At 72.8% G+C, this 11,822-nt stretch carries 10 protein-coding genes; 5 read left to right on the top strand and 5 right to left on the bottom strand.

Annotated elements, in window-relative coordinates; translation table 11 throughout:
- Positions 1–57 precede the first annotated feature (57 nt).
- From ABZ478_RS26140 to ABZ478_RS26150, 3 genes are all read left to right on the top strand, one after another.
- Complete coding sequence (locus tag ABZ478_RS26140) at positions 58–300, top strand: DUF397 domain-containing protein (protein WP_359553085.1); 243 nt, start codon at positions 58–60, stop codon at positions 298–300.
- Positions 301–442: 142 nt separating this feature from the next.
- Entirely contained in the window at positions 443–1,345 is a 903-nt protein-coding gene (locus tag ABZ478_RS26145; RefSeq protein WP_359553086.1) for a universal stress protein, read from the top strand.
- A 122-nt stretch (positions 1,346–1,467) separates the two neighbouring features.
- A complete protein-coding gene (locus tag ABZ478_RS26150; protein ID WP_358934283.1) occupies positions 1,468–1,965 on the top strand; it encodes a hypothetical protein in 498 nt (165 codons plus the stop codon).
- A gap of 10 nt (positions 1,966–1,975) precedes the next feature.
- Here ABZ478_RS26150 and ABZ478_RS26155 read toward each other — a convergent pair whose 3' ends face one another.
- Positions 1,976–3,946 (bottom strand): peptidoglycan recognition family protein, encoded by a 1,971-nt coding sequence (locus ABZ478_RS26155; protein WP_359553087.1) that lies wholly within the window; start codon positions 3,944–3,946, stop codon positions 1,976–1,978.
- A 302-nt stretch (positions 3,947–4,248) separates the two neighbouring features.
- Complete coding sequence (locus ABZ478_RS26160; protein ID WP_359553088.1) at positions 4,249–5,394, bottom strand: aminoglycoside phosphotransferase family protein; 1,146 nt, start codon at positions 5,392–5,394, stop codon at positions 4,249–4,251.
- Between the two features lie 266 nt (positions 5,395–5,660).
- On the opposite strand from ABZ478_RS26160, the gene ABZ478_RS26165 reads away from it, so the two are divergent.
- Positions 5,661–7,154, top strand: coding sequence for a hypothetical protein (locus ABZ478_RS26165; RefSeq protein WP_359553089.1), 1,494 nt, complete (start codon positions 5,661–5,663; stop codon positions 7,152–7,154).
- A gap of 30 nt (positions 7,155–7,184) precedes the next feature.
- Here the strand turns inward: ABZ478_RS26165 and ABZ478_RS26170 are convergent, their stop codons facing one another.
- On the bottom strand, positions 7,185–8,615 hold the full coding sequence (locus ABZ478_RS26170; RefSeq protein ID WP_359553090.1) for a SpoIIE family protein phosphatase: 1,431 nt from the start codon (positions 8,613–8,615) through the stop codon (positions 7,185–7,187).
- 352 nt (positions 8,616–8,967) lie between these two features.
- Here ABZ478_RS26170 and ABZ478_RS26175 point away from each other — a divergent pair, with 352 nt between their 5' ends.
- Positions 8,968–9,381 (top strand): SsgA family sporulation/cell division regulator, encoded by a 414-nt coding sequence (locus ABZ478_RS26175; protein WP_359553091.1) that lies wholly within the window; start codon positions 8,968–8,970, stop codon positions 9,379–9,381.
- A gap of 8 nt (positions 9,382–9,389) precedes the next feature.
- On the opposite strand, the gene ABZ478_RS26180 is transcribed toward ABZ478_RS26175, so the two are convergent.
- Both ABZ478_RS26180 and ABZ478_RS26185 read right to left on the bottom strand, forming a co-directional pair.
- Positions 9,390–10,415: a Gfo/Idh/MocA family oxidoreductase gene (locus ABZ478_RS26180; protein WP_359553092.1), complete on the bottom strand. Its 1,026-nt coding sequence runs from the start codon at positions 10,413–10,415 to the stop codon at positions 9,390–9,392.
- Between the two features lie 71 nt (positions 10,416–10,486).
- Complete coding sequence (locus ABZ478_RS26185) at positions 10,487–11,581, bottom strand: chemotaxis protein (protein WP_359553093.1); 1,095 nt, start codon at positions 11,579–11,581, stop codon at positions 10,487–10,489.
- Between the last annotated feature and the right edge of the window lie 241 nt (positions 11,582–11,822).

Raw genomic sequence — 11,822 nt, forward strand, 5'->3', positions numbered from 1 at the left:
CCGTGGGAACCGGTCGCTAGGCTGACTCGCGGACGACGAACCGGGAGGAGCACGGACGTGGCCGAGACCATCACCCAGCAGCAGCCGCTCGTGGGCTGGGACAAGCCGGAGCTGGACCTCAGCGAGGCCGAGTGGCAGTCCAGCAGCCGAGGACTGGGCGATGTGCAGATCGCCTTCGTCGAGGGATTCATCGCGATGCGCAACAGCGGCCGCCCGGAGAGCCCGTCCCTGATCTTCACCCCCGCGGAGTGGGGCGCCTTCGTCTCCGGCGCGCGCGAGGGCGAGTTCGACCTCACCTGAGCCCTTAGCCCGTCGCACGCCGATCCGGGGGTGTTCCCCGCGGAATTCCGGACACGCGACCCACAGCGCCCTGCCGGGGCCGCAGCCTGCGCGAGGCTTGGCCCCAGCAAGGGGAAGGTCGTGTTCCGGAGGTGGGCAAGGAATGAGCACTGCGCCGGTCATCGCCGCGGTCGACGGCTCCGACGACAGCCGGCGGGCCCTGGAGTGGGCCGTGGACGCCGCCCGGCGCCGCGCCGCACCGCTGCGGGTGGTGCACGTCCGGCAGTACGCCGCCTGGGGACAGGCCGACGTCCTGGTCGCCGGGCCGCCCGACGCCGAGGGCGACCCGGTGCTCGACGAGGTGCGCGCCCGCTTGCGGGACGACGCGGACGCCCCGCCCGCCGAGTACGTCGCCATGGAGGGTGTGCCCGGCGCCGTACTGCCCGAACTCGGCGCAGACGCCCAGCTGTTGGTGCTGGGCTCCCGGGGCCGGGGCGGCTTCACCAGCCTGCTGCTCGGCTCCAACTCACTGGCCGCCGCACGCGACGCCGACTGCCCGGTGGTCATCGTGCCCCGGCCCGGCCGCGAGATCCCCGAGGGCGGTCCCGCCGTACCCGGGGCCCGGGTGGTCGTCGGTCTGCACGCCGACAGCCCCGACGGGGCCGGCCTGGAGTTCGCCTTCACCGAGGCCGCCCTGCGCGGGGCCCGCGTCCAGGTGATCGCCGCCTACCCGTGGCCGGCACAGACCTGGTCCGCGCCCGGCCAGACGGTGCCGCCCCCGATCGACCAGGACGCCGTCGAGCACGAGACCCGCTCCCTCGTCGAGGGCTTCCTCGCCCCGCACCGCGAGCGGCACCCCGGCGTCGACACCGAGGTGCAGGTCCTGCCCGGCGACGCCGCCGGCCATCTCGTCACCGCGTCCGGGGAGGCCGCCCTGGTCGTCGTCGGACGCCACCGGCGGCGCCTGCTCGCGCCCGCGCGCATGATGGGCTCCGTCACCCAGGCCGTCCTGCTGCACGCGGCGTGCCCGATCGCGGTCGTCCCGCCGGCGCCACCGAAGGAGTGACGTCCCCGCTCCCGGAAGCCGCCCGGCCCGGGCGGAAGATCCAGGCCGGCCGGGGGAATCCGGGTGCCGCCGTGCGGGCTCCCACACGGCGGCGGACGCGCGCGTGCACGTACCATTGCGGCATGTCGTTCCTCCGCCGCCGCAGCGCCACTCCCGCCGGACCCGAATTCGACGTGCTGGCCATGGACCCGGGCGACTGGCCGGGCAACCTCGGCGCGGGCCTGCTGCCCGCCCCCGACGGATCCTGCCAGGGTGTCTTCCTGCGCTACGACCTCTTCGGCGGCCGCGGCCCCGCCATGATCATCGGCAATCTTCCCGAGGGCTCCCCGGCCCGCGAGGTGGCCGAGGGCGAGATCCCCTTCGAGGTGGCCCAGCTGCTTCTGGCGCTGGAGAACGACGAGGAGATCACCGTCGTCGGCACCGAGGACACCCCGGTCCTCCAGGGCGACAACCTGCTGATCGTGCGGCGTTTGAAGCTCTCCGAGGGCCGGATCTCCTGCGTCCAGTTCGACCGCAGCGACGGCGTCCTGGTGACCATCGCCGCCTGGGACCGCCCCATCACCGACGACCTGTACGCCCTGCTGAAGCCGCTCCCGGCGGAGCTTTTCCAGCAGGGCTGACGGACGGGTACTAGCGGGCCGCTCCCGCCACGGTGACGTCCGCGGCGCGCACGAACGCCACCCGGTGCCCGTACTGGATCTCGTAGTACAGGTCCTTGCCGCTCACGACCCGGTGCGAGTCGGGCGTGAAGGTGACGGCGTAGTAGTACTCACCGGGCATCAGGTCACCGACCGCGTACTTCTGCCCGGCCGGGATCGTGTACTTCAGCGGCACCACCGACTGCGCGGGCACCCCCGCCGGGTAGGCCTCCTTCTCCGGGTACGCCCTGCCGTAGACCGGGATGCTCGCCGCGCCGTCCTTCGGGGTGACGACGAGCCCCGCGGCACGTACCGCCGTGGGCTGCTTGCGCGGGTTGTGGAACCACGCCTTCTGGCCGAGGTACCAGATCGCCGTCCAGTCGCCCCAGCGGTCGGCGACCGCGAACCGCTGACCGGTCGAGACCCGGGACGACAGGTCGTTGACCCCGTCGGTCGGCACCGTGCCGAGACCGATGTCCTGGATCAGCGGGGCGCTCTCGTCGTGGTCGGAGTGCAGCCGCACCTCACTGGAACCGTGCGCCGCGCAGGGCTCGCCCTTGGTGGTGCAGCCCGTGTACACCGGCTGGTTGGCGGCGTAGTCCGGCAGGATCGTCACCAGCGAGGAGTGCTTGCCGCCGGTGCGCTTGAACGGGTGGCCGAGCAGCTGGAAGTAGTGCCGCCAGTCCCAGTACGGGCCCGGGTCGGTGTGCATGCCGGGGACCGTGGCGGCCGTCGGGCCGGGCACGTTGTCGTGGCCCAGGATGTGCTGCCGGTCCAGCGGGATGCCGTAGCCGCGGGACAGGTACTTCACCAGGCGCGCCGAGGACCGGTACATCGCCTCCGTGTACCAGGCGTCCGGCGAGGTCAGGAAGCCCTCGTGCTCGATGCCGACGGACCGGGCGTTGATGTCCCAGTTGCCCGCGTGCCAGGCCACGTCCTTCGCCTTCACATGCTGGGCGATCAGACCGTCGGTGGAGCGGATGGTGTAGTTCCAGGACACGTACGTGGGGTCCTGGATCAGCTTCATGACCCCGTCCCAGGACCCCTCGGTGTCATGGATGACGATGTACTTGATCCGCTGCGACTGCGGACGGTCGCCCAGGTCGTGGTTGCCGTAGTCGTTGTCGCCGAACTCCTCGTACGGCGCCGGTACCGACTCGCAGGACACCGACTTCGGGCACTCCACGTCGTCCGCCGGGGCCGTGCGCAGCCCCGTCCGCTTCAACTGATCGGTCTCCGGCTCCAGTTGGGGCTGGGCGGCGAGCGTCACCCGCAGGCCCTCGTCCGTGACGCGTTCCTCGCCCGTGCGCAGTACGTCGTAGACGTCGTTCGCGTACGCCGCCGCGGTCGCCGTGTCGTCGGCGCCGGAGAAGCGGGCCACCGCGCCGTACCAGCCGGCCGGGCCGGCGCCGAGGGGCTCGCCCAGCTCCTTCTGCGCGGCGGCGAGCAGCGCGGCACCGCCGGCGATGTTCGCCGCCGGGTCGGTGCGCAGCTCGGCCGCCGGCAGGCCGGTCAGCTCGGCCGCCCGGGACAGCGTCCTGAGCCGGGCCGGCAGCTCGGAACTCGCGGGCACCTGGACGTCGGGGTGCGGGGCCGGGCGGGCGCTGTCGCCGCGGGCGTCCTCGGCGCCCTCGGCGAAGTGCTCGGCCGTGGCGAGCGCGGTGCGCGCGTCGGTGAGGTGCATGGGGCCGTAGCCGCCGGTCACGCTGGGCGCCCCGGCGTGCGTGTCCCAGCGGGACTGGAGATAGGAGACGGCCAGCAGGACGCTCTGCGGCACGTGGTACTCGGCGGCGGCGGTGGCGAACGCGCTCCGCAGCTCGCCGGCGGAGGACTCGGGGGCGCTCTGGGCCGGGCCCGCGCCGAGCAACGGCAGCAGCAGGCCCGCGGAGGCCAGGGTGACGGCGGTACGCCGCAGATGTCTCCGGCCGGGTGTGGACGTGGGGTCGGTGGCGGATCCTCGCAATGCGGACTCCTGTGACAGGCGGGTCGTGGCGGGGCGTGCGGGGCCGAGCTTGGTCAGTGGTACCGGCTTGCCGACGATCCGTCAATGATGCCTTCGGCGGGATGATTTCCCATGTCACGCAGGGGTTCGGCGAGTTTCGCCGCGGTGGTGCACGGGCCTGCGGGGCGTCAGTGGCGTACACCAGTGGAGTGTCCGGCGGAGCGGCGGGACCGCCTCCGTGGAAAGGTTTCACGCGGGGGCCGCACGCACCAAGGTCCGCGGTGCGCCGCCGCTTCGGGCGCACCGCGGACCTTGGTCCCGCGTCAGCGAGTGCCGACCGCCGCGCGCACGGCCCGGCGGGCCAGCTGGCAGTCGTCGTGCAGCCGCCTGAGCAGCAGCCGCTGCTCCTCGCCGGTCGGGGCGACGCCCGGGAGGGCCGTGCCCGGTGCCGCCGGGGCCGCCTCGTGCATCGAACGCTGCACGGCCGTCTCGTAGGTGCGGATCTCACGGGTCAGCAGGAGCATCAGGTTCACCAGGAACGCGTCCCGGGAGGCCGGTCCCGCCGACTGGGCGATCTGGCTGATCTGACGCCGTGCCACCGGCGCGTCCCCGAGTACCAGCCACAGCGTCGCCAGGTCGTACCCAGGCAGGTACCAGCCCGCGTGCTCCCAGTCCACCAGCACTGGACCGGCCGGTGAGAGAAGGATGTTGGAGAGTAACGCGTCGCCGTGGCAGAACTGGCCCATCCCCTGGCGGCCCGCCGCGTGCGCGATGCCGTGCAGCAGCTTCTGCAGATCGCCCAGATCCCGGTCGGTCAGCAGACCCAGCTCGTGGTACCGGGCGATGCGCGCCGCGTAGTCCAGCGGGGCGTCGAAGGTGCCCGCCGGGGGGCGCCAGGCGTTCAGCCGGCAGATCGCGCCGAGCGCGGCCCGGATGTCCGCCCGGGGCGGGGCCTCCAGCGGATGGCGCTGGAGCGCGGCCACCCGGCCCGGCATGCGCTCGATCACCAGGGTGCAGTTGTCCGGGTCCGCCGCGATCAGCCTCGGCACGCGCACGGGCGGGCGGTGCCGGACGAACGAGCGGTATGCGGCTATTTCGTGACGGAACCGCTCGGCCCAGGCAGGCGACTGGTCCAGCAGACACTTGGCCACGGCCGTGCTGCGTCCCGTCGTCCCGACCAGGAGGACCGAGCGTCCGCTGCGGCGCAGCACCTGCACCGGGGCGAACTCCGGGCAGATCCGGTGCACCGAGGCGAGCGCGGTGCGCAGTTGCGCGCCCTGCGGACCGGAGAGGTCGAGTCTGCCGCTGAGCGGCTGGGATCCGGGCTGCCCGGGAACGCGCCGCGGCCGGCCCGCGCCCAGCACGGGGGCCGTCGGCCGGGCCGCCGGGTCGAGGTAGGGTCCGCCGCCCGCCGGGCGGGGACGCAGCGGCCGGGGCGGAGCGGACACGGAGGATGATGCTGCGTACATGGGAGATACAGATCCCTTCGTGTGCCTGCGGTGCCTGCCTGTACATCCACGCTGTGCGTGCGCCCACCCGGCCCGGCCGCCCGGACCCACCCTGGGGAGTGGGCCCGCATCGGATGGTGACGACCGGGGCGGGGTGGCGCGTTCCTACTCGACACCCGATGCCCAGTGGCACACCATCTGGCGCACCCTGGCGAACCCTGGCGAATAGTCGCTCGGCAACCTCCACGGGGCTACTGTCAAGTCAGCCGAGAACCTGGGGGCTTGACGTGAGCGGACAACCCAACACCCGCCTTGCGGACCTGTTCGGCCTGGCCGGCTGGTCGAAGGGCGAACTCGCGAGGCTGGTCAACAAGCAGGCGGCGGCCATGGGCCACCCCCAGCTGTCGACCGACACCTCCCGGGTGCGGCGTTGGATCGACACGGGAGAGATCCCGCGCGATCCCGTGCCGCGGGTGCTGGCGGCCCTGTTCACCGAGCGTCTCGGCCGTGTCGTGACCATTGAGGACCTCGGTCTGGTACGGCACGGGCGTGCGGGAAGACGGCAGGGCGACGGGATCGAGGAACATCCCGACGGTGTGCCGTGGGCGCCCGAACGTACGGCCGCGGTCCTCACCGAATTCACGGGAATGGACCTCATGCTCAACCGACGCGGCTTGGTGGGCGCGGGTGCCGCGCTCGCCGCGGGATCCACACTCAGCAGCGCCATGCACGACTGGCTGCACACCGACCCATCCCTGAAGGCCGACGCCCCTGTCGTCGACGATCCCCTGCACGCCGACCCCGCTGGGTTCGACCGCTACGAGGCCGCCCCCATCGGGTCGCAGGAGATCGAGGAACTGGAGCGCTCCGTAGAGGTGTTCCGGGCCTGGGACGCGGCCCGCGGCGGCGGGCTCCAGCGCAAGGCGGTCGTGGGCCAGCTCAACGAGGTGGGCGGCATGCTCGCCTACCATCACCCATCCCATCTCCAGCGGCGCCTGTGGGGCGTCGCCGCCAACCTCGCCGTCCTGGCGGGCTGGATGTCGCACGACGTCGGCCTGGAGCCCACGGCCCAGAAGTACTTCGTCATCGCCGCGCACGCCGCCCGCGAGGGCGGTGACCGGCCCCGCGCCGGGGAGGCGCTGTCCCGGGCGGCCCGCCAGATGGTGCACCTCGGCCGGCCCGACGACGCGCTGGACCTGATGAAACTCGCCCGCTCCGGGGCGGGGGAGCGGCTCCAGCCGCGTACGAAGGCGATGTTCCACACCATCGAGGCCTGGGCGCAGGCGTCGATGGGCAAGGGCCAGGCGATGCGCCGCACTCTCGGCCAGGCGGAGGACCTGTTCGTCTCCGACCGGCAGGACGTGGAACCGCCGGGCTGGATGCAGACCTTCAAGGACGAGGATCTGTACGGCATGCAGGCCCTCGCGTACCGCACGCTCGCCGAGTTCGACCCGGACGCGGCCGTGCACGCGCAGCACTACGCGGAGAAGGCGCTGGCCCTGCGGGTGGACGGCCGGGAGCGGTCGAAGATCTTCGACCATCTCTCCATGGCCTCGGCCTGCTTCATCGCCGACGACCCCGAACAGGCCGACCGCTACGCACGGCTGGCCCTGATGTCCATGGGATCGAACTCCTCCCGGCGCACGTGGGACAGACTGCGCGAGATGTACCGGCTCACCGCCGAGTACGCCGGCTACCCGAGGATCCACGAACTGCGGGAGGAGATCGAGCTCGCCCTGCCGAAGCCGAGGGGCAGGGGCGACGGCAGCGCACCGGCATAGGAGGCGGTGCGCCGCGTTCGGGTCAGCCGGTCAGCCGGTCACCCTGGCCACGAGGACGCAGGCGTCGTCCTCGCGCTCGCTTCCGCCGAACTCCTCCACGACCGTGCGCACACAGTCCTGAGCGGTGCGCGCCGCGCCGAAGCGGGGAGCGAGGTCGCGCAGACGGTCCATGGCGCTCGTGGAGCCGTGGTCCGGCACGAGTCCGTCGGTGTGCAGCAGGACCAGGTCACCGGGCTCCAGGGTGACTTCGGTCTCTCCGTAGGTGGCGCCCGTGGTGGCGCCGAGCAGGACGCCGTCCGGCGCGTTCAGCGGACTCCCCGTCCCGTCGCGGTAGAGCAGTGGGGCGGGGTGTCCGGCCTGCGCCCACACCAGGGCGCGGTCCTCGGGCCGGTAGTGGCAGCAGACGGCGCTGCCGAGGGCGGGTTGCACGGTGGCGTCCAGTAACTGGTTCAGCAGGCCCAGCAGTTCGCCGGGGCGGGTGCCCACCATAGCCATGCCGCGCACCGCGCCGAGCAGCATCGCCATGCCGGAGGCGACCGCGACGCCGTGTCCGGTGAGGTCGCCGACGCTGAGCAGGGTGGCGCCGTCGGCCAGCTCCAGCGCGTCGTACCAGTCGCCGCCGATCAGCGTGCCGGCCGTGGCGGGCAGATGGTGGGCGGCCAGGTCGAGGGTGCGCGGTCCCTGGTGCGGGAGCCGCAGTGAGCCGCGCCAGGGCGGCAGCACGGCCTCCTGCAGCTCGGCCGCGAGCCGGTGCTCGGTCTGCGCCCGACTGCGGTGGTGCTGCAGCGAGTCGTGGCTGTCCCGCACCGTCCGCCGGTGCCGGCGCAGCTCGCTCACGTCCCGCAGCACGGACCACATCGAGGTGGTGCCGCCGTCGGGGCCGAGCACGGGCTCGCCCATCATGTGCACCGTCCGCACCGAGCCGTCCGGCCGCACGACGCGGAACTCGCCGTCGATGGGCCGCGCGTCCACCAGGCAGTCGGTCACCAACGCGGTCAGCTTCGGCCGGTCCTCGTCCAGGACCAGGGAGGGCAGCTCGTCCAGGGTGAGCGCCGGGGCGTCCGGGTCGCGGCCCAGGATCTCGTACAGCTCCCCGGACCAGCTCGCCTCGTCCGTCAGGAAGTTCCACTCCGCGCTGCCGACGCGGCTGAGCAGTGATCCGCGTGGGGTGCCGGCCGGTGCGGGCCGGACGGCCGGAAACACGGCCGGTTCCGCCTCGGCGGGCACCGGGCCGTCCCGCAATTGCGCCAAGTGCGCGTCGAGATCGTCCAGTTGGTGCAGTGCGAGGTCGTACAGAGCCCGCTGCCAGCGCTCCTCCGGGTCCGATCCGTCGTCCTGAGTGTCCCGCCGCACGGCGACCATGTCGCCTTTGAGTCGCCGCGTCTGCGTTATCAACGCCTCGACCGAGCCGCGCCCCGGCGGCTGGGGGGCTGAGCGGTCCGCGGAGACTGGGGACGGCATGACGCACTCCGATGGGGAGGGGACGGTACGGCCAAGAAGGACGGAGGGACCGTTATGACTGTTGCACAGCCCGCGACGCCCTGTAAGGGATTTGGCAACACACGATACGGTGGTGCTTCCGGCATATGCCAGAGTCTTCCCGGAGTGTTCCGAGGGTACGTATGGCGTACGCGAACGGGGAGTCAAGTCGTAGGCCGACTACGGGACTTGTGTGATGGCGGAGGGTTTCCGGGTCGCGCTGAGCCAGGTGTTCGACGCTCTGGTGTTCCATTGCGGCGCCCGCTGTTCGACGCGCATCAATTCTGTCCGGAATTGACGTCCTGTGAAAGGCCGCCGCGGACTCCTTAATTGCATGGACCTCATTGTCGAACAGCCCGCCACCGCCCGTCTCATCACCGCCGAGGACCGGGAGCTCCCGGTGTCGGCGATCCTGCGCTACAGGGCGGACGACCCACTGGCCGTCTTCGTGGACTTCCCGCCCGAGGCCACCCTGGTGGGCGACGAGGTCACCTGGACCTTCGCCCGGTCGCTGCTGGACCAGGGACTGCGGGCCCCGGCGGGCCACGGCGACGTGCGGATATGGCCGTACGGCCGCACCCGGACGGTCCTGGAGTTCCACTCGCCGTGCGGCCTCGCCCTGCTGCAGTTCCCGACCTCGGCGCTGCGCCGCTTCCTGCTGAACAGCCACGCCCTGGTGCCGGCCGGGCAGGAGGACCTGGCGGCGGTCGTGGAGCGGGGGCTGAGCAGCCTGTTCGACGGGGTCTGAGCGCCGGGTCAGCGGCCGGCGCCGGCGTACAGGGCCGGGCGCGGCGCGAGTTCGACGGTCACCCGGCCGCCGGTCTCCAGCGCCCGCACCCCGGCCTCGGCGACGACGGAGGCCGCGTAGCCGTCCCAGACGTCCGGGCCGGTGACCTCGCCGCGCCGGGTGGCGTCCACCCACTCCCGCACCTCACGGTCGTAGGCGTCGGCGAACCGGACCAGGTAGTCCTGCGCCACCTCCTCGCCCGCGCCGCCCGGGGTGGTGACGACCATGGAGTGCCCGTCGCCGATCCGGGCGCTGCCCGCCTCGCACACCGCCTCGCAGCGCACCTGGTAGCCGAAGCCGCAGTTGACGAAGACCTCCACGTCGACCAGCGCGCCGCGCTCGGTCTCGAAGAGCACGAACTGCGGGTCGGCCAGGCCCTCCGGCGCGCCCGCCGAGGGGGCCGGACGCAGTACGGTCACCGCGGTCAGCTCCTGCCCGAGCAGCCAGCGGGCCGCGTCGATCTCGTGCGACACGGAACTGTTGATCAGCATGGCGCTGGTGAAGTGGCCGGGGGAGGAGACGTTGCGGTGCGTGCAGTGCAGCATCAGCGGACGGCCCAGGGTTCCCCCGTCGAGGAGCGACTTCAGCCGGCGGTACTCGGCGTCGTAGCGGCGCATGAAGCCGATCTGCGCGAGCCGGCGGCCGAGCCGGGCCTCGGCCTCGGCCACCCGCAGCGCACCCGCCGGGTCCGGCACCATGGGCTTCTCGCACAGCACCGGCAGGTCCCGCCGGAAGGCCGCGAGCAGCGCCTCCTCGTGCGCGGGCCCGGGGGAGGCGATCAGCACGGCCCCGACGCCGGGCGCGTCCAGCGCGGCCACCGGATCCGTGTGCACGCTGACGCCGTCGATGCCGGCGACCGCGTCCTTCGCCCGCTCCGGCTCGGGGTCCGCCACGGCGGCCACCCGGGCGCCGCCGACGACCCGGTCCAGCCGCCGTATGTGGTCGGCTCCCATGTGTCCGGCACCCAGTACGGCCACACCCAGCAGGTCACCCATGTGCGCGCTCCCTCTCGCCGGCGATCACGCCGTAGCGTACGCCGCCGGGCAAGCGCTCTCAGCGGGGTGCCTCAGTAGCGCAGCACCCCCGCGATCCCGCCCGCGTCGCCCAGCGTGCCGTCGGGCACGAAGCGCACGTCGGCGCCGGTCTCCAGGCACTGCTCGACGATCTCGTCGACGATGTCGTCCCGGGCGTCCATGTCACCCTGCTCCGCCGGGACCAGGTGGTCGCCGTCGTCGCGGACGGTCGTGCGGTAGTTCTCCTCCACGGCGAGGAGCCGCACCCGGCCCTCCCGGGCGTTCTGCCACAGCTCGTCCACCCCGGCCGCGAAGTTGCGCCGGCCCCGGGCGGCGACCAGTTCCCCGACGATCAGGTCGGTACCCTTCCAGTCCTCCTCCCGCAGCACGGGCTGCAGCGCCTGCCACACCGCTTCGGGCCCGGCGTGCGCGAGACCGCCGTGCCGTACGTGGACGGCGCTCCTGGCGATCTGGCCGGCCTCCTCCAGCAGCGACAGCGCCGCGTCCTCGCCGGTGAGGTACAGCCGGCGGGGCTGGTCGCGCAGGACCGCGCTCATCGCGGTGTCCGCCTCGCGCAGGAACTGGCGCGTGCCCTCGTCGGTGAAGGTGCTCGGCAGGTCGCCGCGGCGCATCTCGCGCTCGGCGTCGAAGTTCTCCTGTCTGCGGATGAGGGGGAAGCCGCCGGTGCGGTCCTCGACCACCCGGTCCTCGCCGCCGCTCCACAGCGTGACGCGGTCGGCGGATACCGACATGACCCAGAAGGGGCGCTCGGCGACCTGGGCGGAGACGAGGTTGCGGGTGAGGAAGGTGTCCGAGAGCACCACGCGCTCGGGGACGGTGCGGGACAGGGACCAGACCTGGTGTTCTCCCGGGGCGGCGAAGATCACCAGGCCGTCCTCGGCGTGCGCCAGATCCACTTCGGCCAGCGCGCGGTCGAGCTGGGTCACGACCTCGGCGCGCCGCTCCCGGGTGACCGAGGGGTCGGATTCCAGCCGCTTCTTGGCCTCGGCGACCACGTTGCGCAGCCGGACGGGATCCTGCCCGTTCTCGGGTTCGCGGCGGTGTGTCGGCGTCAGCACGGACACCGCCGGGTAGGGACGCGGGCGCCGCAGTTCGGCGAGGGTTGCGGGACTCAGTGCGTGCTCCATGACAGAACGATAGGGCGGTTTCACATTTCCGGCACTTGGGCCGAAAGGCGGCACTGGGTTGCGCTGCGTGCCGGACCGGGTGCGCTCCGCGAGAAGCCCCGGCGTGCCGGCGGGAGGAGGCCGCTGAACCTCCGTCGCCGCCTTCGTGGCGCAACGGCCGTCCGGTGGCGTCCGTTCACGCGGTCGTCATCGACGCGGTTCCGGCCGGTGTGCTTGGATACGAAGCGTTCACGCACGGTCG

Source organism: Streptomyces sp. NPDC005706 (genome assembly GCF_040631045.1).
Taxonomy (GTDB): domain Bacteria; phylum Actinomycetota; class Actinomycetes; order Streptomycetales; family Streptomycetaceae; genus Streptomyces.

Bases quoted from the DNA above. Each gene is read 5' to 3' on its own strand.
- ABZ478_RS26160 (WP_359553088.1), bottom strand. From the start codon at position 5,394: ATGTACGCAGCATCATCCTCCGTGTCCGCTCCGCCCCGGCCGCTGCGT.
- ABZ478_RS26150 (WP_358934283.1), top strand. From the start codon at position 1,468: ATGTCGTTCCTCCGCCGCCGCAGCGCCACTCCCGCCGGACCCGAATTC.
- ABZ478_RS26170 (WP_359553090.1), bottom strand. From the start codon at position 8,615: ATGCCGTCCCCAGTCTCCGCGGACCGCTCAGCCCCCCAGCCGCCGGGG.
- ABZ478_RS26185 (WP_359553093.1), bottom strand. From the start codon at position 11,581: ATGGAGCACGCACTGAGTCCCGCAACCCTCGCCGAACTGCGGCGCCCG.
- ABZ478_RS26175 (WP_359553091.1), top strand. From the start codon at position 8,968: ATGGACCTCATTGTCGAACAGCCCGCCACCGCCCGTCTCATCACCGCC.
- ABZ478_RS26180 (WP_359553092.1), bottom strand. From the start codon at position 10,415: ATGGGTGACCTGCTGGGTGTGGCCGTACTGGGTGCCGGACACATGGGA.
- ABZ478_RS26145 (WP_359553086.1), top strand. From the start codon at position 443: ATGAGCACTGCGCCGGTCATCGCCGCGGTCGACGGCTCCGACGACAGC.